Annotated in this window: 23 protein-coding genes and 2 pseudogenes; 12 read left to right on the top strand and 13 right to left on the bottom strand. The window is 67.7% G+C overall.

Annotation, left to right across the window (positions count from 1 at the left end; all coding sequences use genetic code 11):
• Window positions 1-2: 2 nt before the first annotated feature.
• The 3 genes and pseudogenes from ACM6LR_RS01895 to ACM6LR_RS01885 all read right to left on the bottom strand — a co-directional run bounded on the left by ACM6LR_RS01895 (window position 3) and on the right by ACM6LR_RS01885 (window position 2101).
• Entirely contained in the window at window positions 3-1175 is a 1173-nt protein-coding gene (locus tag ACM6LR_RS01895) for an MFS transporter (protein ID WP_414935828.1), read from the bottom strand.
• A 195-nt stretch (window positions 1176-1370) separates the two neighbouring features.
• A pseudogene (locus ACM6LR_RS01890) lies at window positions 1371-1693 on the bottom strand (helix-turn-helix domain-containing protein).
• Window positions 1694-1912: 219 nt separating this feature from the next.
• Entirely contained in the window at window positions 1913-2101 is a 189-nt protein-coding gene (locus ACM6LR_RS01885; protein WP_414935827.1) for a DUF1918 domain-containing protein, read from the bottom strand.
• Window positions 2102-2216: 115 nt separating this feature from the next.
• Between ACM6LR_RS01885 and ACM6LR_RS01880 the strand changes: the two genes are divergently transcribed.
• A complete protein-coding gene (locus tag ACM6LR_RS01880) occupies window positions 2217-2861 on the top strand; it encodes a spermidine synthase (RefSeq protein WP_414935826.1) in 645 nt (214 codons plus the stop codon).
• A gap of 71 nt (window positions 2862-2932) precedes the next feature.
• A complete protein-coding gene (locus ACM6LR_RS01875; RefSeq protein ID WP_414943038.1) occupies window positions 2933-3499 on the top strand; it encodes a GNAT family N-acetyltransferase in 567 nt (188 codons plus the stop codon).
• On the opposite strand, the gene ACM6LR_RS01870 is transcribed toward ACM6LR_RS01875, so the two are convergent.
• Together ACM6LR_RS01870 and ACM6LR_RS01865 are read right to left on the bottom strand one after the other, a co-directional pair.
• Window positions 3500-4087 (bottom strand): HhH-GPD-type base excision DNA repair protein, encoded by a 588-nt coding sequence (locus tag ACM6LR_RS01870; protein ID WP_414935824.1) that lies wholly within the window; start codon window positions 4085-4087, stop codon window positions 3500-3502.
• Window positions 4088-4125: 38 nt separating this feature from the next.
• Window positions 4126-5004: a LysR family transcriptional regulator ArgP gene (locus tag ACM6LR_RS01865; RefSeq protein ID WP_414935823.1), complete on the bottom strand. Its 879-nt coding sequence runs from the start codon at window positions 5002-5004 to the stop codon at window positions 4126-4128.
• A gap of 66 nt (window positions 5005-5070) precedes the next feature.
• Between ACM6LR_RS01865 and ACM6LR_RS01860 the strand changes: the two genes are divergently transcribed.
• A complete protein-coding gene (locus ACM6LR_RS01860) occupies window positions 5071-5685 on the top strand; it encodes a LysE/ArgO family amino acid transporter (RefSeq protein WP_414935822.1) in 615 nt (204 codons plus the stop codon).
• On the opposite strand, the gene ACM6LR_RS01855 is transcribed toward ACM6LR_RS01860, so the two are convergent.
• Both ACM6LR_RS01855 and ACM6LR_RS01850 read right to left on the bottom strand, forming a co-directional pair.
• The gene (locus ACM6LR_RS01855; RefSeq protein WP_414935821.1) at window positions 5686-6513 is read right to left on the bottom strand and encodes an aldo/keto reductase; all 828 of its coding nucleotides are present in this window, start codon (window positions 6511-6513) and stop codon (window positions 5686-5688) included.
• A 2-nt stretch (window positions 6514-6515) separates the two neighbouring features.
• Window positions 6516-7379, bottom strand: coding sequence for an NAD-dependent epimerase/dehydratase family protein (locus ACM6LR_RS01850; protein WP_414943037.1), 864 nt, complete (start codon window positions 7377-7379; stop codon window positions 6516-6518).
• Between the two features lie 115 nt (window positions 7380-7494).
• Here ACM6LR_RS01850 and ACM6LR_RS01845 point away from each other — a divergent pair, with 115 nt between their 5' ends.
• Window positions 7495-7929, top strand: a complete 435-nt coding sequence (locus ACM6LR_RS01845) for an Lrp/AsnC family transcriptional regulator (protein WP_414935819.1) — start codon at window positions 7495-7497, stop codon at window positions 7927-7929.
• An 88-nt stretch (window positions 7930-8017) separates the two neighbouring features.
• On the opposite strand, the gene ACM6LR_RS01840 is transcribed toward ACM6LR_RS01845, so the two are convergent.
• From ACM6LR_RS01840 to ACM6LR_RS01830, 3 genes are all read right to left on the bottom strand, one after another.
• The gene (locus ACM6LR_RS01840) at window positions 8018-9013 is read right to left on the bottom strand and encodes a DUF2203 family protein (protein ID WP_414935818.1); all 996 of its coding nucleotides are present in this window, start codon (window positions 9011-9013) and stop codon (window positions 8018-8020) included.
• 21 nt (window positions 9014-9034) lie between these two features.
• Window positions 9035-9625 (bottom strand): hypothetical protein, encoded by a 591-nt coding sequence (locus ACM6LR_RS01835; protein ID WP_414935817.1) that lies wholly within the window; start codon window positions 9623-9625, stop codon window positions 9035-9037.
• 75 nt (window positions 9626-9700) lie between these two features.
• Window positions 9701-10219, bottom strand: coding sequence for a hypothetical protein (locus tag ACM6LR_RS01830; RefSeq protein WP_414943036.1), 519 nt, complete (start codon window positions 10217-10219; stop codon window positions 9701-9703).
• A 240-nt stretch (window positions 10220-10459) separates the two neighbouring features.
• Between ACM6LR_RS01830 and ACM6LR_RS01825 the strand changes: the two genes are divergently transcribed.
• The 4 genes from ACM6LR_RS01825 to ACM6LR_RS01810 all read left to right on the top strand — a co-directional run bounded on the left by ACM6LR_RS01825 (window position 10460) and on the right by ACM6LR_RS01810 (window position 13959).
• Complete coding sequence (locus tag ACM6LR_RS01825; RefSeq protein WP_414935815.1) at window positions 10460-11683, top strand: NADP-dependent isocitrate dehydrogenase; 1224 nt, start codon at window positions 10460-10462, stop codon at window positions 11681-11683.
• Between the two features lie 205 nt (window positions 11684-11888).
• Window positions 11889-12194: an SH3 domain-containing protein gene (locus ACM6LR_RS01820; protein ID WP_414935814.1), complete on the top strand. Its 306-nt coding sequence runs from the start codon at window positions 11889-11891 to the stop codon at window positions 12192-12194.
• A 146-nt stretch (window positions 12195-12340) separates the two neighbouring features.
• Window positions 12341-13138, top strand: a complete 798-nt coding sequence (locus ACM6LR_RS01815) for an exodeoxyribonuclease III (RefSeq protein WP_414935813.1) — start codon at window positions 12341-12343, stop codon at window positions 13136-13138.
• A gap of 11 nt (window positions 13139-13149) precedes the next feature.
• Window positions 13150-13959, top strand: coding sequence for a hypothetical protein (locus ACM6LR_RS01810; protein WP_414943035.1), 810 nt, complete (start codon window positions 13150-13152; stop codon window positions 13957-13959).
• Here ACM6LR_RS01810 and ACM6LR_RS01805 read toward each other — a convergent pair.
• A pseudogene (locus tag ACM6LR_RS01805) lies at window positions 13953-14291 on the bottom strand (cupin domain-containing protein); the annotation flags it as partial. The gene ACM6LR_RS01810 and the pseudogene ACM6LR_RS01805 overlap by 7 nt on opposite strands.
• A gap of 256 nt (window positions 14292-14547) precedes the next feature.
• On the opposite strand from ACM6LR_RS01805, the gene ACM6LR_RS01800 reads away from it, so the two are divergent.
• The gene (locus ACM6LR_RS01800; protein ID WP_414943034.1) at window positions 14548-14883 is read left to right on the top strand and encodes a MarR family winged helix-turn-helix transcriptional regulator; all 336 of its coding nucleotides are present in this window, start codon (window positions 14548-14550) and stop codon (window positions 14881-14883) included.
• A 58-nt stretch (window positions 14884-14941) separates the two neighbouring features.
• Here ACM6LR_RS01800 and ACM6LR_RS01795 read toward each other — a convergent pair whose 3' ends face one another.
• Window positions 14942-15820, bottom strand: coding sequence for a glycoside hydrolase family 19 protein (locus tag ACM6LR_RS01795; protein ID WP_414935810.1), 879 nt, complete (start codon window positions 15818-15820; stop codon window positions 14942-14944).
• Between the two features lie 397 nt (window positions 15821-16217).
• On the opposite strand from ACM6LR_RS01795, the gene ACM6LR_RS01790 reads away from it, so the two are divergent.
• Window positions 16218-16550, top strand: a complete 333-nt coding sequence (locus ACM6LR_RS01790; RefSeq protein WP_414937056.1) for a hypothetical protein — start codon at window positions 16218-16220, stop codon at window positions 16548-16550.
• Between the two features lie 607 nt (window positions 16551-17157).
• Here ACM6LR_RS01790 and ACM6LR_RS01785 read toward each other — a convergent pair.
• Window positions 17158-17904 carry a S1 family peptidase gene (locus ACM6LR_RS01785; RefSeq protein ID WP_414935809.1) on the bottom strand — a complete coding sequence of 249 codons (747 nt, stop codon included), beginning with the start codon at window positions 17902-17904 and terminating at the stop codon, window positions 17158-17160.
• A 163-nt stretch (window positions 17905-18067) separates the two neighbouring features.
• Between ACM6LR_RS01785 and trpS the strand changes: the two genes are divergently transcribed.
• Window positions 18068-19087 (top strand): tryptophan--tRNA ligase, encoded by a 1020-nt coding sequence (trpS, locus tag ACM6LR_RS01780; protein ID WP_414935808.1) that lies wholly within the window; start codon window positions 18068-18070, stop codon window positions 19085-19087.
• Between the two features lie 41 nt (window positions 19088-19128).
• The gene (locus ACM6LR_RS01775) at window positions 19129-20151 is read left to right on the top strand and encodes a YhjD/YihY/BrkB family envelope integrity protein (RefSeq protein WP_414935807.1); all 1023 of its coding nucleotides are present in this window, start codon (window positions 19129-19131) and stop codon (window positions 20149-20151) included.
• Window positions 20152-20243 lie beyond the last annotated feature (92 nt).

Below are 20243 nucleotides of genomic sequence, written 5' to 3'. Positions count from 1 at the left end.
GGTCAGGAGGCCACGGCGGGCGTGAGCCGGGCTTCGCGGCGGTCCAGGCCGCCGGACACCACGGCCAGCGAGAGCCCCAGAACGGCCAGCGACGCACCGACCCAGTTGGGCGCGACCAGGCCGAGTCCGCCTGCGATCACGAGACCGCCGAGGTAGGCACCGATCGAGTTGGCGACGTTGAACGCCGACTGCACGGCGGCGGAGACCAGCGACGGCGTCCCGCCCGCCTTCTCCATGATCCGGGCCTGCATCATCGGGCCGATCATGAAACCGGCGAGGCCGACGAAGAAGATCGTCACCGCGGCGCCGACCTTGCCGTTCGCGGTGAAGGTGAAGATCGCCAGCACCGTGGCCAGCCCGAACAGTGAGACGTAGAGGCTCGGCATCAGCGCCTTGTCGGCGAGCCTGCCGCCGAGGTAGTTGCCGATCGTCATGCCGACCCCGGCCAGCGAGAGCAACAAGGTGACGTCGGACGGCGAGTAGCCGGTGACATCGGTCAGCATGGGCGCGATGTAGGACAGGCACGCGAACACGCCACCGAGGCCGAAGGTGACGATCGCGAGCGCGAGCCATACCTGGGGACGACGGAAGGCGCCGAGTTCGCCGCGCAGCGACGGCTCGACCGGTTTGCCCTGGTGGGGGACCAGTTTCGCGATCGCGGCCATGGCGACCAGGCCGATCACCGCGACGACGCCGAAGGTCGCACGCCAGCCGACCTTCTGACCGAGCAGCGTCCCGAGCGGCACGCCGACGACGTTGGCCAGGGTCAGGCCCATGAACATCATCGAGACGGCCTTCGCGCGTTCGCCCGGCTTGGCCAGGCTGGACGCGACGACCGCTCCGGCGCCGAAGAACGCGCCGTGCGGGAGGCCGGCGAGGAAGCGGAAGGCGACGCCAAAACCTTGGTTCGGCGACAGCGCGAAGAGGACGTTGCCGAGCGTGAACAGCCCCATCATCGCCAGCAGCATGGTCTTGCGCGGCAGCCGGACAGCGGCGGCGGTGAGGAGCGGGGCGCCGACCACGACGCCGAGGGCGTAGCCGGAGATGAGGTAGCCGGCGGACGGGATCGACACGCCGAAATCTCTGGCGGCTTCGGGCAGTACGCCCATCATGACGAATTCGGTGGTCCCGATGCCGAAGGCACCGATGGCGAGCGCGAGCAGCGCGACGGGCACGGCTCTCCCTTCGAGGGTCGTATGTGAGTAAACGATTACTCGCCCACCGTCGCGGATGGACAACTGAATCGATTTAGGTCTCGGACATGAAAGTGGACAGCGCGTTCGGCCCCGACGTCGACGAGCTGTCCTGCGTTCAGTTCAACGGATCACGGGGGCGTTTGTCATCCCGGTTTCGGGTGAGGCTGCCCACCCTCAGCGGCGGGCGGCGGGCACTCCCTGGAGCAGTCCTGGGAAGGGTTCGTCGAGATCGTTGCGGCGCAACGAGTTGTAGCGTGTGGTGCCCTGCTGGCGGCCCATGATGCCGCCCGCTTCGCGCAGGGTGCGCAGGTGGTTGGTAAGTGTGGACTTGGTCACGGCGACGTCGAACCGCTGCACGAGATCCCGGTGCCGGGTCCGGCCAGCTGGCGGACCATGTCGGCCGCGCCGGGGCGGCGAGCGTGGCGACTTTCGCGGGCTAAGTGCGCTCTGGCGTCGTCTGGGCCCCTGCGGCACCGCCTCGCCTTTAGCGGGCTAATCGCGCTCCGTGCGGCACCTGGGTGACCGGGGCCCGGAGCGACTTTCGCCCCCTAATCGCGATCTGGGCCGGGGGCGGGAAGTGGCCGCAAAAGGGGGCTGGAGCTGGGGAGCCATGACTTTCGCACCACCCAGGGCCGCGGTGCTGGCGCTCGGCGCGGCCGTGGTCGTCGCCGGGCTGGTGGAGCCGCGTAAGGCAACCCCCGCTGGTCGAGTGACGCCTATTCGGCGCGAGACTGGACTTCGCAGTCAGGGCCGGGGAAGACCAGCCCTTCGTGTCCGTCGGCGAACCGGACGAGGTACGGCGGGGCACCGTGTTCGCCGCGTACCTCAAGGATTTCGCCGCGTTGCCCAGCCGAGCCCACCGTGCGTCCGTGCACGTGGATCTCGTCTCCGACGGTCGCGTACATGGGTACCACCTCCGAAACTTCGAGGGTAGGAGCGCCGGAGGTGATCCCGCTACCGCGTTTGCATGATCCGCGAAATGCGCGGGCCTGTGGTGACCGTCGCCGATAGGCTGCCCGGATGACCGACGTGCTCGACTTAGTGGCCGGGAAAAGTGGTGAACTGGTGCTTCGCCGGGTCGGTGACGATTTCGAGGTCATCGCCAATGGCGTCTTCCTGATGGACACCCGGAACGGCGAATCCGAACGGCTGCTCGTCTCGGTGGCGGCAGACCTGGTGCCGGGCAAGGCGCGGATGCTGATCGGCGGCCTCGGTGTCGGCTATTCGCTGCGTGCCGCGCTGGACCACCCCGGTGTCGGCGAGATCGTGGTCGTGGAGCGCGAACCCGCCGTGATCGGGTGGAACCGCGAAGGGCCGCTCAAGGACGTTCACGATGACGCCCTTTCCGACAAGCGGGTCACCGTGGTCGAGGCCGATCTGGTGAAGTGGTTGCGCCGGACGGAAGAGCGGTTCGACGCGCTGTGCCTCGACATCGACAATGGTCCTGAGTGGACGGTCACCGACGGCAACGCCAAGCTGTACCAGAACGACGGGCTCGACATGCTCGCCGCCCGGCTGCGGCCCGGCGGTGTTCTCGGGGTGTGGAGCGCCGAGTCGGCGCCGTCTTTCGCGAAGCGGATGCGGGCGCGGTTCGGTGAAGTGCGCGAGCTGAAGATCCCGGTGCCGCAAGGCGAACCGGACGTGTTGTGGTTCGCGCGGGTGTAGCGGACGCCGTGCGCGTCCGTACCCGGCCGCGGTGGACGTGCTGGACGGAATCGTACTGAAATGATCCCCGCATGGAGATCACGACCTGGCACCTCGAACAGACCTCGCCGGACGACCTGAGCGCGGCGAAACCGCCCGCCGTCCCGGTGACGGTCACCCGCGCCGAGCTGGTCAGCCCTGAGCTGAACCGGTACCTCTACACCGCCGTCGGCGGCGACTGGTTCTGGATCGACAGGCTGGGCTGGACGTGGACTCAGTGGGTCGAGTGGCTGGACAGGCCGGGCGTCGAGACGTGGGTCGCGTACGCGCAAGGGACGCCGTGTGGCTTCTTCGAACTCGACGGCAGTGCAGACAACGAAGTGGAACTCGCGTACTTCGGCCTGATGTCGTCCTTCGTCGGAAAGGGCATCGGCGGGCACCTGCTGACCATCGCGCTGCGGGAGGCGTGGGCGCTCGCGGAGCGCTGGCCAGGCAAGACGGCGACGGGCCGCGTGACGGTCCACACCTGCACCACGGACGGCCCGGCCGCGCTCAAGAACTATCAGGCACGTGGCTTCCGGCTGTTCCGGACCGGAGTCGAGCAGGCCGAACTGCCCGCCGAGACGCCGGGACCGTGGCCGGGAGCCGCGAAGAAGTAGCTACTTCTCCGGAGCCTTGGCAGCGGCCTTCGCCGCCTTCTTGAACGCCCGCACCTCGCCTAGGGTCTTCGTGTCGACGACGTCGGCGATCGAACGCCGGGAGCCACGGTCGCCGTACGAGCCGGTGGCCGCGCGCCAGCCCTTGGGCTGCACGCCGAGCTGCTTGCCGAGCAGTGCGAGGAAGATCGCGGCCTTCTGGTCGCCGAAACCGGGCAGCGCCTTGAGTCGCTTGAGGACCTCGGGGCCGTCCGGCTTGGGCCGCCCGGCGGTCCAGATTCCGGCGGCGTCGCCGTCGTAGCGGTCGACGACGTGCTCGGCGAGGTCCTTCACCCGCCGGGCCATCGAACCGCCGTAGCGGTGGATCGCGGGCGGGACGACACAGAGTTCGACGAAGGTCTCGGCGTCCATCGCGTGGATCTTCTTGATGTCGAAACCGTCCATCCGGTCCGCGATCTTCTGCGGGCCCCGGAACGCGTGTTCCATCGGGAACTGCTGGTCGAGGAGCATCCCGACGAGCAGCGCGAACGGGTCTTCGGTCAGCAGCCGGTCCGCTTCCTCGTCCCCGACCAGGTGCAATGCGCGCGTCATGCGCCCAGGATCTCACGAACGCGCCGCGGTGCGCGTCCTCATCCGTGTGGGTCGACCAGCAGATCCGCGGCCGCGGCGGTGACGGCGGCCGACACCGCCGCCAGCGCGGGGGAGTCGAGTTTCCACTGCTGCCAGAACAGCGGTACGTCGATCGGGTGGTCCGGATCGAGACAGGTGAACCGCCCGTCGCGCAGGCGGTCGCCGATCTGCGCGAGCGGCACCATGCCCCAGCCCATCCCGGCCGCGACGGCGTCGAAGAACCCTTCGGAGGAGGGGACGTAGTGCCGTAGCGGACTCGCGATCGTGCCGCGTTCGCGAGCGAAGCGGTCCTGAAGGTCGTCACGGCGGTCGAAGACGACGACAGGCGCTTCGGCGAGATCGAGGTCTGTCCCGAGGCGAGGGCTCACGACGGCCAGGTAGCGCATGTGCCCGAGCCGGTGCACCGAACAGCCCGCGACCGGTTCCGGCGACGACGTCACGGCCGCCATCGCCAGACCCTCGCGCAGCAGGGTCGTGGTGTGGTCCTGATCCTCGCGGTGCAGTTCGAAGCAGATCTTCTGCTCGGGCGGCACCCGCGTGAGTGCCGGCAGAAACCACGTCGCCAGCGAATCGGCGTTCACCGCGATCGGCAGCCGGACCGGTTCGTCGCCCGCGGTCAGGCCGAGTTCGGCCCGGGCGTCGGCCTCCAGCAAGGCCAGTTGACGACCGAAGCGCACGACCGCCTGCCCGGATTCGGTCAGGCGCACCGGTTTCGCGCGGATCAGCAGGACCCGGCCGGTGCGCTGTTCTAGTGCCTTGACGCGCTGGCTGATCGCCGACGGCGTCACGTGCAGGGCCGAGGCAGCCGCGTCGAACGTGCCTTCGTCGGCGACCGCCAGCAGCGTGCGGACCAGGTCGAGGGGCAAGTCTGTCATCACAAGCGCTAATCTTACGTAAGAATCTTTAGCTGTACTGTTGACGATTGGCTTCGTAGTGTTTTCTCTATGGGAAACGTCCTGTTCAGCGCGGCAGCCGGGTTCGGCGCCACCATGGCCCTCATCGTCGCGATCGGCGCACAGAACGCCTTCGTGCTGCGTCAGGGCATCCGGCGCGAAGCGGTGCCCGTGGTGGTGCTGATCTGCATCGTCTCGGACGTCATCCTGGTCAGTCTCGGCGTCGGGGGAGTCGGCGCGCTGGTAGGGACCTCGCCCGAAGCGCTGACCATCGCCGCCCTGGTCGGCGGCGCCTTTCTGCTCTGCTACGGCGCTCTCGCGGCCCGTCGCGCGTTCAAGCCGGCGGCACTGGAAACCGGGAATCCGGAGACCGGCGGGTCGCTGCGCCGCATCGTGCTGACCACACTGGCGATCACCTGGCTGAATCCGCACGTCTACCTCGACACATTGCTTCTGCTCGGTGCGATCGCGGCGGGGCACGGCGGCGGCCGGTGGGCGTTCGGCGTCGGTGCGGTGTCGGCCAGCGTGCTCTGGTTCCTCGTACTCGGCTTCGGCGCGAGGCTGCTCAGCGGGTTCTTCCGCAAGCCGTCGTCGTGGCGGGTACTGGACGGCCTGGTCGCCGCGACGATGATCGCCCTCGGCGTCACGCTGGTGGCCAGCGCCTGATCACGGCAGGCGAGCCAGGTCCTCGGCGGTGAGCACGAGTTCGGCGGCGGCCGCCGAATCACGGATCGTCGCCGGCCGTGTCGAACCCGGGATCGCGATCATCGACGGTGACTTCGCGAGCAGCCAGGCCAGGCACACCCGTTGCGGGCTGACACCATGATTTTCGGCCACGGCAAGGAATTCCCCGCCGATCCCGCTCAGCGGACCCCACGGCAGGTAGGCGAGCCCGAGTTCCGTGCACAGTGCCAGTTCCGGTTCGTGCGCCAAGTGGGCGGGCGAGTGTTCGTTCTGCACCGAAACCAGCTTTTCGCCGAGGATTTCCCTGGCTTCGAGGATCTGCGCACTGGACACATTGGACACTCCGGCGAGCCGGATCTTGCCTTCGTCGGCCAGTTCCTTGATCGCGCCGACGGACTCCGCCCACGGCACGTGCTCGTCGGGCTTGTGCAACTGGTAGAGCCCGATCGCCTCGACGCCGAGTCGGCTCAGTGAGCCCTCGCAGGCGTTCTTGAGGTGCGTGGGCGTCCCGGTGACGGTCCACGAGCCGTCACCGGGCCTGCCACGGCCGCCCTTGGTCGCGACGAGAACTGCGTCCGAGCCACCGCCGTAGGTGGCCAGCGCGTCGGCGATCAGCATCTCGTTGTGCCCCGTTTCGCCCGCGTGCCAGTGGTAGGAGTCCGCCGTGTCGATCAGCGTGACCCCGGCGTCGAGCGCGGCGTGGACGGTGGCGATGGCGCGTTCGGGGTCCGGGCGGCCCTCGATCGACAACGGCATCGCGCCCAGTCCGATCGCGCTCACTTCGATGTCGCCGATGCTGCGGTAGCGCATGCTCAAGCTGCCTTTCGGATTTCTTCGACGGCTTCGCCGAGCCAATCGGTGGTGGTGGAGAAGGAAAAACCGAGGTCGGTCGCGCGGGTGGTGTCCAGGACGGCGTACCGGTCGAAGGAGTACGGCGACGCGTCCCGCTCGACGATCCGGAACCGGGGCTCGGCGGTGATCGCGGCGGCGAGGCCCACCGCGGACAGCTCGCCGTGCGAACCGGCGTTGATCGGACCCGTGAAGTCCGCTCGCGTGGCCAAGGCCAGGAAGTCCGCGATCTCCCGCTCGTGGATGAACGTCGATGGCCGCGGTGCCGCGTGGATCGCGACGGCTTCACCCGCGTCCAGCCGTTCGACGTAATGCCGCAGCCGCCCGGTGAAATCGTCACCGCCGAGGACGTGCGCGACCCGCACGGAAGCGAACGGCACGTCTCCGGCTTCGAAGACCGCCTCGGCTTGCCGCTTGCCGTCGCCGTAGTGAGCTTCGAGGAAATCCTCGTCGTGCCAAGGAAGTTCGAAGTCGACGGGGGAACGCGAGACCAGCGATTCGGCCATCGGGGTGTGCGTCCGGATCCGGTCGTAGACCGCGATCGTGGACGTCATCACGTACCGGCCCGCGTGGATGACGCGGCGCGCGATGTCCGCCTGGACCGGGGTGTAGCAGACCTGGTCGAGCACGACGTCGAAGGAACGGGAACCCAGCGCGGCCTTCAGGCCCGATTCGTCGTCGCGGTCGGCGATCAGGTGAGCGACGCCGGACGGCGCCGGGGTGGAGCCGCGGTTGACCACGGTGACGTCCAGTCCGGCGTCGCGCAGCCGCTCGACCACCCCGCGGCCGAAGTACCGGCTTCCACCCAGAACGAGCACTTTCTTCATGTCGACCAGTGTTACGGTGGCAGCACGGGTGTTTGAAGGGTAGAACATGGGCGATTCGGCGGAATCACGGAAAGAAACTCGGTCAAAACATGGTTTCGCTGAAAGCTCACTTGACGTGATCGACAAGCGACTCCTCGAACTCCTCCAGGAGGAAGGCCGCATCACCCTGAGTGAACTCGGGCGCCGCGTCTCACTGAGCCCGGCCGCCGTCGGCGAACGCGTCAAACGCCTCGAAGCCGACGGCACGATCACCGGCTACGCGGCACTCGTCTCGCCGTCCGGGATCGGCCTCGGGCTGCGGGCGTTCGTGCGGATGGCACCGCACAGCGGGTTCACCGTCCGGCATCCGCGCACGCGGAAGATCATGGACCGCCCGGAGATCCTCGAACTGCACCACGTCGTCGGGGAGGACTGCTGGATCCTCAAGATCGCCGTCCGCGACACCTCCCACCTGGAAGATCTTCTCGAAGACCTGTCCACACTGGGCACCACGACGACGTCGATCGTCATGTCCAGCCCGATCGAACGACGGGTCCTCGTGCCCTTGTGATCTGATCTGAGAGGCGGCGCGCAAGTCTGGTCGTTCGCGAACCACCCCGAGCCCGTCGTGCGTGCCGCTCTGCGCTCAGGTGCAGGGGTCAGGGTTTGGTCGCGTGCACCACGAACACTGACCGGATTCTGTCCTCGGACTCGACCTCGAGGCGCTTCACGGTCACCTCGGTGAAGCCCGCTTCGGCGGCGAGTCCGGCCGCGTCGTACTCGGTTTCCGGGAGCTTCAGGTCGGTGGGGACGATCGCGGCGAACGCCTCCGACGGCCGGAACGCCGACGCCAGCGGCAGGCTGAAGCCCACTCGGCCGCCGGGACGCAGGGCACGCAGCCAGTCGCGGAGCGCGGCCGCGCCGAGGAAGTGCAGCGAGGACGCGCACAACACGACATCCGCGCCTTCGTCCTCCACCGGCGACGGCACCGCCGAAGCGACCTGCCAGGTGATGAGCCTGCCGGGGTCTCGTGTCGCCGCCTTCGTCTCGGCTTGGGCGATCATGCCCGGCGAGATGTCGATCGCGAGCACTTCACCCGGCTTCAGGCGCAGCGCGGCGAACGCGGCCACGCCGGTCCCGGTCGCGACGTCGAGAACGCGTTCGGGAGCTGTGCGGCCGAGGCCGTCGACAAGCGCGTCGGCGACGAGGCCGTGAAAGGCGTCTTCGTCGTAGTGCGCGGCGACACCGTCGAAGAGGCCCGCCGCGATCTCCTCGCGCACGACCACGGCGGTGTCCGGGAGGCGACGGCGCCCCGCGAAGCCCAGGTCGGTGCGGTGGTACCAGCACAGTTCCGGGTCACCTTCGAGCCAGCAGAGCAGGACGTCGACGCCATCGAGTTCGGCGGGGAAGTCGATCAGGAGCGGGGCGAACCCCTTCAGCTCCGCGCCCGTCCGCTGGACGGTGGTCATCAGATCGTCCAGCCGGGCCTGCGCGGCCTTCCACTCCGGCATCCCGCCGAGCGCGGTCTCCCGGCCTCCCGGGCGCAGGGCCGCGGCGAGTTCGGCCGCGTCGGCGCGGAGGCGGACGAGCTCGTCGAGCGCGGGGCGTAGCCGGGCGAGTTCGGCGCGGGCTTCAGGAACGGTGAACAATCCCATGCGCCGATGGTCTCAGCCTCCTCAGCGGCGCCGCCGGGCGAGTCTCGACGCGAGGCCCGCGCCGACCAGGAGGAAGCCCGTGCCGAGCAACCCGCCGATGAACAGCCAGCTCGTGACGCCGTAGGTGACGTCGTTCTGCGGCAGGTACTTCACCAGGCGGAAGCCCCATTCCGGGACCGCGGCGGCGGCCACGCCGGGTGCGATGCCCCAGACGAGGCCACCGAGGATCGGGCCGGTGGCCGAGAGCGCGCCGAGCAGCCCGACCGCCAGCAGCAGGATCCCGCCGCCCACGAGCAGTCCGATGCCGAAAGCGTCACGCTGGGTGCTGAGCGTCGCCTGGACGAGCATCTGCTGCCGCAGGCCGCCCCAAGCCAGCAGGCCGAGGGCGACCGGCGTCAGGATCAGCCCGCCCGCTCCGCTGAGGGCGCGACGCGCGCCTCGGCCCGCGCGGGTGTCTTCGGCGCCCAGGTCGTCTTCGTAAGGCGGCTCGTACGGTTCGTACGACTCGATGTCCTCGTAGGGCCTTCGCGGGTCTTTCGGTTGCTGTTCGTACTCGCCGTACTCCTGGTAGTCCTCGTCGTCGTACTCCGCGACGTACCGGTGCGATGACATGGGCGGGCCACCTCCCTTAACCGGACTACGGACGGGAGACCCGGACGGTTCACATCGATCTCGCCGGGAGCGCGTTTAGCCCGCTAAACGCGCTCCCGGCCGCCGGCGGGTCAGGGTGCCGACCAGGCCGGCCCCGACCAGAAGGAACCCGCAGCCGATCAGGGCGCCCATGACCAGCCAGGTCACCAGGCCGACGCCGAGCTCCCGCCCACCGATGTCGTACATGACGTTCATGAGGCTCCTCGGGCCCAAGAAGACGCTCAGCCCGGGCAGCACGCCCCAGACCAGCCCGCCGATCACCGGACCGAGCCCGGACAGCGCGCCGAGGAGCGCGACGCCGAGCAGGAGAACGCCACCGAGAATCAGCAAGAACAGGCCGAGAGGGTCGCCGCTGACGGTGAAGCCCTGCGAAAGCGACCGTTGCAGCCGCGTGCCGCCGTAGATCACCAGGCCGAGCGCGACCGGCGTGAGCAGCACCCCGCCGACCCCGCTGAGCACGCGAGGCACGGCGCGGCTGCTTTGCTTAGGCTGGAGGTACGGCTCCGGTGCGGGTGGCTGCTCGTGTGGCGGTACAGCGTAGGGGTTGGTGGACATGGGGACCGCCCTTTCCGGTGGCAGGCTGAGGAGTGCGGTTCGATGATGTCGCGGTCTCCGCGGGTCGCGTGACGGCCGGATGGCCGTCGTCCGACCGGGTGACGTCGGCCACATCGGCCTCGTGGAGACTTGATACCGACCACTACTGGAACCATCCAGGACCGTTAAGCAGTACGCTTGTACCGCTACCGGAGAGACTCAAGAAGAACGCGAAGATCCGCGGAAGGAGCACCGCTGCTCATGGCCAAGATCAAGGTCCAGGGCACCGTCGTCGAGCTCGACGGCGATGAGATGACCCGCATCATTTGGCAGTTCATCAAGGACAAACTGGTCCACCCCTACCTGGACCTCAACCTCGAGTACTACGACCTGGGCATCGAGGAGCGGGACCGCACCGACGACCAGATCACCGTCGACTCGGCGAACGCGATCAAGAAGCACGGCGTCGGCGTCAAGTGCGCCACGATCACGCCGGACGAGGCGCGTGTCGAAGAGTTCGGCCTGAAGAAGATGTGGCTCTCGCCCAACGGCACGATCCGCAACATCCTCGGCGGCGTGATCTTCCGCGAGCCGATCGTCATCCAGAACATCCCGCGCCTGGTGCCGGGCTGGACCAAACCGATCATCATCGGCCGTCACGCGCACGGTGACCAGTACAAGGCGACCAACTTCAAGGTCCCCGGTCCCGGCACGCTGACCATCAGCTACACCCCGGACGACGGCTCCGAGCCGATGGAGTTCGAGGTCGCGAAGTTCCCCGAGGGCGGCGGCGTCGCCATGGGGATGTACAACTACCGCAAGTCCATCGAGGACTTCGCGCGCGCCTCGCTGCAGTACGGCCTCGACCGTGAGTACCCGGTCTACATGTCGACCAAGAACACCATCCTCAAGGCCTACGACGGCATGTTCAAGGACGTGTTCGAGGAGATCTACCAGGCCGAGTTCAAGGCCGACTTCGATGCCAAGGGCATCTTCTACGAGCACCGCCTGATCGACGACATGGTCGCCGCGGCGATGAAGTGGGAGGGCGGCTACGTCTGGGCCTGCAAGAACTACGACGGTGACGTGCAGTCCGACACGGTCGCGCAGGGCTTCGGCTCGCTGGGTCTGATGACCTCGGTGCTGCGCACCCCGGACGGCAAGACCGTCGAGGCCGAGGCCGCGCACGGCACGGTGACCCGGCACTACCGCCAGCACCAGCAGGGCAAGCCGACCTCGACCAACCCGATCGCGTCCATCTACGCGTGGACCCGTGGCCTCGAGCACCGCGGCAAGCTGGACTCGAACCCGGAGCTGATCGGGTTCGCGAACAAGCTGGAGCAGGTCGTCGTCGAAACCGTCGAGAGCGGCAAGATGACCAAGGACCTCGCGCTGCTGATCAGCAAGGACCAGCCGTTCCAGACCACCGAGGAGTTCCTCGCGACGCTGGACGAGAACCTGGCCAAGAAGATCTCCCAGGGCTGAGTTTCGCTTCGAATACGCGAAGGCCCCCTCTCTTGCGGAGGGGGCCTTCACGTTCTTCGGCCCGGCGTTGTGACGGTGGGTAGTACGCCACCGTTCAGGGTTGGCGCCTCCGGGTGGTTGGCAATCCGGGATCTGGGCGACCGCCCCGGCTTCTGCCACTCTGGTCGAGGCAGAAAACGATTCCCTTGTTCGAGGAGTGACCATCATGGCCATCTCGAAACCGGTCTTGTTCCTCGGCGCCGGCGCGGCGCTGATCGTCGTCGTCGCCATCTCGGGACAAGACAGGGAGTCGAGCGCTTCGAGCCCCACCGGTTGCCAGGTCGTGGTGACCGCCGACGTGCTCAACGCGCGCGACACCCCCGGCGGGCAGAAGATCGTCGGCAAGTACAACAAGGACGCGAAGATCGACGCGCAGCCGGTGGTCGAGAACGGTTTCCGCAAGATCGCCGAGGGCAAGTGGGTCTCCGCCCAGTACGCGGCCCCGGTCGTAGGCTCCCAGTGTGGCCCATGACCTGTGGGATCGCGTTAAGCCCGCTAAACGCAAGTGGGCGCCTTCCTCGGCCGCCGGCACCTCGCCGCTGAACTCCTTCCGCACCTCCTCTCCGCGCGGCTCAACCCCTGACGGTTCTGTCGGACCCTCCGGGTAGCGTTCGAAGAGTGCTGACCGTCTCCACAGTGAATGTCAACGGCCTCCGTGCCGCCGCGAAAAAGGGCTTCGTCGAGTGGCTCGGCTCCACCAAGGCCGACGTCGTCGCCTGCCAGGAGGTCCGGGCCGAGCTCAAGGAGCTGCCGGCCGGTGCCGCCGCGCCCGAAGGCTGGCACGTGGTGCACGCGCCGTCCGCGCAGAAGGGGCGCAACGGCGTCATGCTCTTCAGCCGGGCCGAGCCGGACGAGGTCCGCATCGGCTTCGGCGAGCCCGAATTCGAGGACAGCGGCCGTTACGCCGAGATCCACTTGCCGAATGTCGTGGTCGCGAGCCTGTACCTGCCCAGCGGTGACGTCGGGACCCCGCGCCAGGACGAGAAGGAACGCTTCATGGCGGCGTTCCTGCCGTACCTCGTCGACCTGCGCGCCAAGGCCGAGGCCGGTGGCCGTGAGGTCGTGGTCGTGGGCGACTGGAACATCGCCTACGAGAAGACCGACCTGAAGAACTGGCGCGGGAACCAGAAGAGCTCGGGTTTCCTGCCGGAGGAGCGGGAATGGCTCGGCCGCGTGTTCACCGAGGCCGGTTATGTCGACGTGCAGCGCAAACTCGCCCCGGAAGGCCCCGGCCCGTACACGTGGTGGTCGTACCGCGGGAAGGCGTTCGACAACGACTCGGGCTGGCGCATCGACTGCCAGATCGCCACCCCTGGTCTTGCCGAGCGGTGCACCTCCGTCGTGGTCGAGCGTGCCGAGTCCTATGACCAGCGCTGGTCCGACCACGCGCCGGTGACGGCGACGTATTCCGGTTAGCCCGAGCGATCATGGAGACGAACGAGGCCCGGCGCGTCGAGGCGACGAACGCCGAGCGCTACCAGATGTCCGGTCAGTACGGGTGGGAGTTCAGTCCGGACGCACCGAACCTCCTGGAGCGCTGGACGGTGCTGCCGTTCAACCAGCGCGGCGACAAGCGGATGGCGTTCGGCGCGCTGAACGGCGCGTACAACGGGCTTCGGTTCAGCGTCTTCGACTACCACCGCCGTCCGACGGTCACAAGCGTCCACACGCGGTGGACCAACAAGAAGGTCAACGAGCTCGACACGCTCTCGATCGACTCGGTCTGGGTGGTCACCCTGCCCGCGTCGATGCCGAACTTCCAGATCGTGTCGAGCATCGAATCCGCCTGGGACGTCGAGCGATACCCGGAGCCCGCCACCGCGGACCGGAAGTTCAACCGCTGGTACAAGCTGATCGACACGGATCCGAACGTCGCGATCCAGGTACTCACGCCGCAGGTCGCCGCCACGATGCGGTCGTTGAAGCTGCACACCTGGTCGTTGGTGGGGCCGGAACTGGTCTACGTCGAGAATCCGACGTTCGGCCGGATCAAACCGGACGACATACTCGCGACGCTGGGCAGGCTCGCGCAACTGGTGCCGCTGTTGCCGTTCCACCTCGGTGGCGGGCAGCCTGCCGCGCCACCCCCGCCACAGCCCCAGTACCCGCCGCAGCCGTATCCGCCGCAGAATCCCGGGTATCCGCAGCAGTACCCGCCCCCGCCGCAGTACGGGTATCCGCCGCAGTACCCGCCACCCCAGTACCCACCGCAGGGATACCCGCCGCGCGGCTACTGACGAGCCTTCGCCGTCTCCGTCCACACTGGACTCTCGACGAAGTGGTTGTCGAATTCTTCTTGGCTGTCCAAGAGATCCTGAACAGTCGCCTTGCCATGGCCGACCTTCTCCAGCAGGCGGAAGTAGCCGAACCGTTCCGCGCCGGGAATGAACACGATCAGCACATCCGCCGGAGAGCCGACGGCCGCGCGGAACGCGTGGGTGGTCAGTGGCGGGACGACGAGCAGGTCGCCTTCGGAAACGGTGACGATCTCCTCTCCCACAAGGACTTCCAGCTTTCCGCCGAGTACGAAGAACATCTCGGAGGAGCCGGTGTGGTAGTGCGGCGCCGCGCCGTCCGCGCCGACGGTCTCGGCATCGGCTGCTCAAGATAGTTCCACTGCTGATAGTTAGCTGCCAAACTATCTCCTGTCGAATAGGATGTCGTGGTGAATGACGAGCAAAACGCCGACGCGACCGACGCGGTGGTCGGCGCTTGGCGGCAGGAGCGGCCGGAACTGGACTTGGCCGCGATCGGGGTCGCCGGGCGCCTCGGCCGCGTGGTGACGCTGACGACGCCGATGGTGGAGGCCGTGTTCGAAACACGGCTTGAAGCAAGGGGAGTTCGACGTTCTCGCGGCGCTCAGGCGGTCAGGGAAGCCGTACACGCTCATCCCGTCCGAGCTGTCCGCGACGCTGATGATGTCCAGGGCCGGGATGACCAGCCGGATCGACAGACTCGAGTCGGCGGGACTGGTCGAGCGCGCCCTCGACCCGGAGGACCGGCGCAGCTTTCGGGTCACGCTGACCGAACGCGGGTTCGAAGTCGTCGACGCCGCGATGACCGACCACGCCGCGAATGTTGCGAAGCTGCTGTCGCCGCTCGGTGACGACCTTGACGTTCTGGACGCCTCACTGCGTCGACTGCTCGGCGCTCTTGAATGACGAAGGGGCCCTCGCCGCGTCAAGTGCGGCGAAGGGCCCCTTCAGTCCCCTGGACGGATCAGCAGGACAGGTTGCCCCCGGGGTCGACGCCGAGGATGCCGGTGAACTGCTTGTACTTGCTCACGCGGCTCTGCACCTGGCCGGGGTTGCCGCCGTTGCACTCGAGACTGCCGTTGATGCTGCGGATGGTCTCGCCGAAGCCGCGGCTGTTGACCATCGCGTTGTGCGGGGTCATCGTGCCAGGGCCGTTCTGGGTCATCCAGTACCAGATGCCGGTCTTCCAGGCGACTGCCGCGTCGTTCTGCACCAGCCACGGGTTGGTCAGCAGCGGCAGGCCCAGCGCGTCGCCTGCGGCCTTGTAGTTGAAGTTCCAGCTCAGCTGGATCGGGCCACGACCGTAGTACGCGGCGTTACCCGCCGGGCAGCCGTAAGACTGGCTCGTGTCGCAGTAGTGCGGGTAGTTGGCCTGGTTCTGCTCGACGATGTGGACCAGGCCGCCGGTCTCGTGGTTGACGTTCGCCAGGAAGGCCGCCGCTTCCTGCTTCTTGACAATGTCACTGCCGGTGCCTGCGAAGGCCGGGTATGCGCTGAGGGCGGTGACCAGGCCGTTGTAGGTGTAGAAGGGGTTCCTGTTCGGGAACATCTGATTGAACTGGGCTTCGCTGACCACGAAATCGGACGGGTTCTGCGAGCCGCCACCGCAGGCACCCTGATCGGCCCAGACCTGCGCCGAGCCGGGTGTTTCGTTCTGCGTCCACCACTTCGCGGACCAGTTGTGCCCGTTGTGGGAGGCGGTGTTGCCGCCCCGGTAGACCGAACTCGCCTTCCAAGGCGCCACGCAGTCCGCCGCGGAGGCGGACTGGGCCGGGACGACCACGGCGACCGTGGTGGCGGCGAAGGTGGCGGCGACCGCCGCGAGAATACGTCGAAGAGACATCGGTGGCTCCTTCGTACGAGGGGACCATGCAGGGATATTGGTCTATACCTTTTAAAGGTATGGCCAACAGGTATAGACCATTGCGGACAAGAAACCAACCGAGGAAAGTCGGATCGTGCCTGTTCGGCTCTGTGGTGACATCCGAATGGCCTAACCCGTGTCCTGTTCGGTCAGAAACCGTTTCCGGCCACGACAACTCTGAGAAGAGGGGTGCTCGAAAGATCCCCCCTGTGAGGGGCTATTCTCGGGTCGAGTTGATCAGAACCCACAGGTCTTGACACGCTCGGTAGTTTTTTGACCAGCAACCTGGAAATGCTCACTCGTTCGGGTTAGCGTTCCGGTTCAGCAATGTCACCTCACGGGAGGCACTCCGGTGCGGAACCCAGTTCATCTCCTGATGCGGTCGGCCCTGCCCGCGGCCAGAGCCGCGGCGGTCGTCGCGATCCCGGTCGCCCTGCTCGTCGCGGGCGCCGGCCCGGCCTCGGCCGCGGAGTCGACTTCGCGTTCGGAGATGGCGTTCGGTCTCTTGGGCCCGGTCGGCCTGATCGCTGTCGCGCTCGGCATCGTCGGCATGGCCTTGGGTGTGTTGCGTCAGCGCCGGAAGGCCCGCGTCGTCGCGGGCGGCCCCGCTGTCGCCACCCCGATCCAGCCCGCCGCCCCGGACGTCGCCGCGATGGCAGAGGCGGTGCTCGCCAAGGGCGACGCCCTCACCCGCCCGCGGCTCCCCTGACCTGCGCCTTCCCTCCCCAGATCGCGTTTAGCCCGCTAAACGCGACCCGCCCCAGGGATCGCGGTTTGCCCGCTGAAGTCGCCCTGGCGCCGGCCCGGTCGGATCGCAGTTTGCCCGCTGAAGTCGACATCGCTCGCGAGGGTGTCCCTGGGCGCCGGATCGCAGTTTGCCCGCTAAACGCGGGTCGGCGGCGGGACCGGGCAGATCGCACTTAGCCCGCGAAACGTGACGTGTCGGATTTCTTGGGTAGGGACACCTAGTCCGGCCCGGATTGTTTAGCCGCCCGCTGATCGCCACGCTCAGGTCCATGACGGTGACGCGGCGTCGCAGCCGGCCCGGTGATCCCTTCCCGCGTGCTTTGGACCGGGCGATCACCGACAGCGGTCTCGGACTCGACCGGATCCGGCACCGGCTCGCCCAGCAGGGCGTGCGGGTCAGTGTCGCGACCTTGAGCTACTGGCGGACCGGAAGAAGCCGCCCCGAGCGGTGCGACTCCCTGAAGGCGGTCGCGCTGCTGGAGCGGCTCTTCGAACTTCCACCCGGTTCCTTGCTGAACAGGCTGGGACCGCGTCGCCCCAGGGGACGGTGGGGCGACGCGGGGGCCGGATCAGACTCCGGAGTTGGTGCGGATCCAGTTGCGGAAGTAGGGGACGTCCACGTAGATCGACGGCCCGGTCGCACAGGTGCTGCTGTTGTTCCCGGCGCGGCTGGTGGCGCCGACCAGCTGCCAGACACCGTTGACCTGCTTGACCTGCGGGCCGCCCGAGTCGCCGTAGCAGGCGCCCTTGTTCCCACCGGGGTTGTTGGTGCAGATCTCGCTCGCGCCGCTGATCCCGAGACAGCGGTTGTCGGCGACGATCGAGGTGTTCAGTTCCTGCAGGGTGATCGGGGCACCACAGGCGCCCTGCGGGGCGCAGGTCTGGCCCCAGCCGATGATCCGCGTCGCGGTGCCGACGGCCCCGGACGTGTCGGCGATCGTGACCGGCGCCTGCGACACCGCCGTCGAGAGGCGCAGCAGCGCCAGGTCGGCGCTCGGGTGGGCGATCCGCTGGGCCACGCGGGCAACGGTGCCGCCGCTGGTGCGGTTCGTGGTGCCGACGCGCACCTGGTACGGCGTGCCACAGTGCTTCGCGGTGACCACCCAGGTCGAGCTGATCAGTGAGCCACCACATTGGTGCCCGCCGCCGCTCGACTGCTGGGACGCCATGAACGAGTAGACCTGGGTCGCGTTGCCGCCGCCGACGATGTTCGGCTGGACGCCTCCGGTGGGCTCGGCCGCCGCCGCGACGCCGGAAAGCGAGAAGACGGCCGCGGCCGCCATGGCCATGCCCATCAGTAGGGATCGTGCCTTCATCTGGGTTCTCCTTCGGTGTGGCCGGAAGATCCGGTGCCATGAACGCTAGGAACCGGACACCGCGCCCAGAACCGTCGGAAGTATGTGGCGGTTAACCGTTTACATCTTTCGGCCGGGGCCACCTCGGATGACCCGCCACGGCGTGGCCTGACAGAATCCGGGCGTGTCCGACGAACTGAAGCGCCCGCGGGTGCTCTCCGGGATCCAGCCGACCGCCGACTCGTTCCACCTTGGCAACTACCTGGGTGCGCTGCGGCAATGGGTGCGGCTGCAGGACACCCACGACACCTTCTACATGGTCGTCGACCTGCACGCGATCACCGTCGAGCAGGACCCGAAGGTGCTGCGGGACCGCACGCGCCGCTCGGCCGCGCAGTTGCTCGCGCTCGGCGTCGACCCGGCCCGCAGCGCGCTGTTCGTCCAGAGCCAGGTGCCCGAGCACGCCCAGCTGGGCTGGGTGCTGGAGTGCCAGACGGGGTTCGGCGAGGCGAGCCGGATGACGCAGTTCAAGGACAAGGCCGCGAAGCAGGGCACGGATCGCGCCAGCGTCGGCCTGTTCACCTACCCGGTCCTGCAGGCCGCGGACATCCTGCTGTACCAGGCGAACGAGGTCCCCGTCGGCGAGGACCAGCGGCAGCACCTGGAGCTGACGCGCAACCTCGCGCAGCGGTTCAACAACCGCTATGGCAAGACGTTCACGGTGCCGGAGCCGCATATCGTCAAGGACACGGCGAAGATCTACGACCTGCAGGAACCGACCGCGAAGATGAGCAAGTCCTCGTCGACCGGCAACGGCCTCATCGAACTGCTCGAAGACCCGAAGAAGTCGGCGAAGAAGGTTCGCTCGGCGGTCACCGACACCGGCCGCGAGATCGTCTTCGACACCGAGAACAAACCGGGTGTCTCCAACCTGCTGACGATCCTCTCCGCGCTGACCGACCAGCCGGTCGCCGAACTCGAAACCACCTTTGAGGGCAAGGGTTACGGCGATCTGAAGAAGGGCGTCGCCGAGGCGTTCGTCGACTGGGTCACCCCGGTGCAGGAGCGCGTCCAGTCCTATTTGGATGACGTCGCCGAGCTCGACAAGGCGCTGGCCCTCGGCGCGCAGCGGGCACGGGAAGTCGCCTCGGTGACTTTGCGGAACGTCTACGAGAACATCGGTTTCCTTCCCCCGGCGGGCTGATTCGCGCTGCGAGCCGCGGTAGACGTGGTTAGCGTCGACAGGTGGCGAAAGATGACGGCGCGAAGCCGGACGAGGACAAGCTGATACCGCGCTTGAGGCGGAAATACGGCTGGCTCGATCACCTCATCCGGGCGAACGACGCCTTCACCGAGCGCTACGGCAACCACTACGCCGCGGCCATCACCTACTTCAGCGTGCTTTCGGTGATCCCGATCCTGATGGTCGCCTTCGCGGTCATCGGGATGGTGGTCGCCGGCGATCAGACGGTGCTCAACCAGATCACCGACGGCATCAACAAGTCGGTGCCCGACGGCCTGCGCGACCTGGTCGGCGGCATCGTCGGCGCGGCACTGAAGTCCGGCGGCGGCATCGGGGTGTTCGGCCTGGTGCTCGCGCTGTACTCCGGCGTCGGCTGGATGACGAACCTGCGCGACGCGCTGACCGCCCAATGGGGCCAGGAAAAGCAGCAGCTGCCGCTGGTTTCGACGACCATCAAGGACCTGTTGTCACTGGTCGGGCTGGGCCTCGCGCTGGTGATCTCGTTCGGCCTCACCGCCGCGGGCAGCGGGATCGGGCGGTTCCTACTCGAACTCGTCGGCTTGGAAAACCAGAGCTGGGCGGTGTTGCTGCTCAAGGTCGCGACGATCCTGCTCGGCCTGCTCGCGAACACGCTGGTGTTCCTCTGGGTCATCGCGAGGCTGCCTCGTGAGCACGTCGCGCTGCGCAGCGCGGTCAAGGGCGCGATCTTCGCCGCTGTCGGGTTCATCGTGCTCCAGCAGGGCGCGACCCTTTACCTCGGTAGCGTCACGAAATCACCAGCGTTCACGTTGTTCGGACCGGTGATCGGTCTGCTCGTCTTCGCGAATCTCGTTTCGCGCTTCCTGCTGTTCGTCACCGCGTGGACCGCGACGGCGAAGGAGAACATGTCGACGGTCATCGAGCCGCCTGCCCCCGTGTCCATTCACCCGAGGGTGACCGTTCAGCAAGGGCTGGGCACCGCGGCCGTCGGCGGAGCTTTCGCGACCGGTGCGCTGTTGGGCTGGTTCGGCCGCCGAAAATCCTGACTACCGGCCGGCTGCGGCTCTTGCGGACGACATCCGCGGCCGTCCCCCGAACGGTTCGCAAGCGGAGACAGCAGAGTAGCGGCCGGAGCCGC

Source organism: Amycolatopsis sp. cmx-11-32 (assembly GCF_047608695.1).
Classification (GTDB): Bacteria; Actinomycetota; Actinomycetes; order Mycobacteriales; family Pseudonocardiaceae; genus Amycolatopsis.
This window is presented reverse-complemented; position numbering and strand designations above follow the sequence as displayed.

Bases quoted from the DNA above. Each gene is read 5' to 3' on its own strand.
- ACM6LR_RS01875 (WP_414943038.1), top strand. From the start codon at position 2,933: ATGGAGATCACGACCTGGCACCTCGAACAGACCTCGCCGGACGACCTG.
- ACM6LR_RS01855 (WP_414935821.1), bottom strand. From the start codon at position 6,513: ATGCGCTACCGCAGCATCGGCGACATCGAAGTGAGCGCGATCGGACTG.
- ACM6LR_RS01860 (WP_414935822.1), top strand. From the start codon at position 5,071: ATGGGAAACGTCCTGTTCAGCGCGGCAGCCGGGTTCGGCGCCACCATG.
- ACM6LR_RS01795 (WP_414935810.1), bottom strand. From the start codon at position 15,820: ATGTCTCTTCGACGTATTCTCGCGGCGGTCGCCGCCACCTTCGCCGCC.
- ACM6LR_RS01880 (WP_414935826.1), top strand. From the start codon at position 2,217: ATGACCGACGTGCTCGACTTAGTGGCCGGGAAAAGTGGTGAACTGGTG.
- ACM6LR_RS01885 (WP_414935827.1), bottom strand. From the start codon at position 2,101: ATGTACGCGACCGTCGGAGACGAGATCCACGTGCACGGACGCACGGTG.
- ACM6LR_RS01825 (WP_414935815.1), top strand. From the start codon at position 10,460: ATGGCCAAGATCAAGGTCCAGGGCACCGTCGTCGAGCTCGACGGCGAT.
- ACM6LR_RS01850 (WP_414943037.1), bottom strand. From the start codon at position 7,379: ATGAAGAAAGTGCTCGTTCTGGGTGGAAGCCGGTACTTCGGCCGCGGG.
- ACM6LR_RS01835 (WP_414935817.1), bottom strand. From the start codon at position 9,625: ATGTCATCGCACCGGTACGTCGCGGAGTACGACGACGAGGACTACCAG.
- ACM6LR_RS01870 (WP_414935824.1), bottom strand. From the start codon at position 4,087: ATGACGCGCGCATTGCACCTGGTCGGGGACGAGGAAGCGGACCGGCTG.
- ACM6LR_RS01785 (WP_414935809.1), bottom strand. From the start codon at position 17,904: ATGAAGGCACGATCCCTACTGATGGGCATGGCCATGGCGGCCGCGGCC.
- ACM6LR_RS01810 (WP_414943035.1), top strand. From the start codon at position 13,150: ATGGAGACGAACGAGGCCCGGCGCGTCGAGGCGACGAACGCCGAGCGC.
- ACM6LR_RS01790 (WP_414937056.1), top strand. From the start codon at position 16,218: ATGCGGTCGGCCCTGCCCGCGGCCAGAGCCGCGGCGGTCGTCGCGATC.
- ACM6LR_RS01820 (WP_414935814.1), top strand. From the start codon at position 11,889: ATGGCCATCTCGAAACCGGTCTTGTTCCTCGGCGCCGGCGCGGCGCTG.
- ACM6LR_RS01830 (WP_414943036.1), bottom strand. From the start codon at position 10,219: ATGTCCACCAACCCCTACGCTGTACCGCCACACGAGCAGCCACCCGCA.
- ACM6LR_RS01840 (WP_414935818.1), bottom strand. From the start codon at position 9,013: ATGGGATTGTTCACCGTTCCTGAAGCCCGCGCCGAACTCGCCCGGCTA.